Below are 1,107 nucleotides of genomic sequence, written 5' to 3'. Positions count from 1 at the left end.
GCGCGCTCCACGCCTCGCGCCAGTCCTTCAACAGCTCGGTCGAGTTCCAGTCGCGGTTCTTCTTGCCGAACCCCTCCGGCCCCACATCGCGCATCGCCAGCATGACATGCGCGTGCGGCTTCGGCGTGCCGTCCTTCGCCTTGTCCCAATGCACGTTCAGGTCCGCGACCATCCCGCGATCGACAAACTGCTGCTTCACGAAATCGCGCGCGAGCGCGACGCCCTGCTTCTCGTTCATCTCACGCGGAATCGAGAACTCCACCTCGCGGGCAAGCTGTGCTTCCTTGCGCTTCTCCCCAGCCTCCACCTCGTTCCACAAGGTCGAGCGATCGTTTAAACGCTCCGGCGCGCCCTCCGGTAACATTACCTCGGAGTGGATCACGCCCGCCTTGTTCGAGAAGTCGTGATCGCGTCCAAGCCGGACGTCGTGCAGCTCGGACGCGGAACGATAGGCGGCGCTCGCGACGGCGCTCGATCCGTTTGCGCGGCTCACAACCTTGGCGGAGAAATGGTAGATCGCCATGACGCCCTGCTTATTGCACTTCTGGGCGCACGTCGGCAACGACGTATAAGCGCGCACTCATCATTCGCTTCGCTCCTGTGATTGACTGCCGAACGTTCCGGTTGTGGGTTGCCTGTCCGCTCTCGTTTGCTAGGCTGCGGTGGACCTGACGCGGAAGGAGAGAGCACCATGCGCAAGGTGCGCGACTATGATGCGGAGCTGAAGGCGCTGGAGAACCGTGCCAAGGCGATCAAGGCACGTCGCATCGAACAGCTCGGCCAGCTCGTCACCGCCACCGGCGCGGACGCGCTCGACATGGAAACGCTCGCCGGCGCGCTGCTCGATGCCGTCGCGTCCAAGGATACAGAAGCGAAGGAGGCGTGGCGCGTGAAAGGCGCCGCCTTCTTTCAGCGGCGCGGGCGGAAAGGTGGCAACGCTGCTGCAATCGACGGATCGGGCGCTGCGGCTGAACCGGGCGGCGACGCTGCGGGCGGAAGCGGCGGAACGGCGAACGGATAGCAGGGTCTGGGTCGTGCAACGCCGCGAACGGACGCGCCACCTGATCGAGCTGGGCGGCCTCGTCCAGAAAGCCGGGCTGGTCGAGC

General features: G+C 65.1%; 3 protein-coding genes. 2 read left to right on the top strand and 1 reads right to left on the bottom strand.

Features of this window, described 5'->3' with window-relative positions; translation table 11 throughout:
• Positions 1 to 523 (bottom strand): MobQ family relaxase (gene mobQ / locus AX685_RS01255; protein ID WP_197418435.1); only part of this gene is annotated, 523 nt, incomplete at its 3' end.
• Positions 524 to 691: 168 nt separating this feature from the next.
• Here mobQ and AX685_RS01250 point away from each other — a divergent pair.
• Both AX685_RS01250 and AX685_RS23025 read left to right on the top strand, forming a co-directional pair.
• The gene (locus AX685_RS01250; protein ID WP_066484508.1) at positions 692 to 1,021 is read left to right on the top strand and encodes a conjugal transfer protein TraD; all 330 of its coding nucleotides are present in this window, start codon (positions 692 to 694) and stop codon (positions 1,019 to 1,021) included.
• Positions 987 to 1,107 (top strand): conjugal transfer protein TraD (locus AX685_RS23025; RefSeq protein WP_231738491.1); only part of this gene is annotated, 121 nt, incomplete at its 3' end. The genes AX685_RS01250 and AX685_RS23025, both read left to right, overlap by 35 nt.

The organism is Sphingomonas sp. CCH9-F2 (assembly GCF_001556735.1).
Classification (GTDB): Bacteria; Pseudomonadota; Alphaproteobacteria; order Sphingomonadales; family Sphingomonadaceae; genus Sphingomonas; species Sphingomonas ginsenosidimutans.
Note: the sequence above shows the minus strand (reverse complement) of the source record. Positions and strands in the feature narration are given on the sequence as shown.

Coding starts and splice junctions, on each gene's coding strand:
- AX685_RS01250 (WP_066484508.1), top strand. CDS start 692: ATGCGCAAGGTGCGCGACTATGATGCGGAGCTGAAGGCGCTGGAGAAC.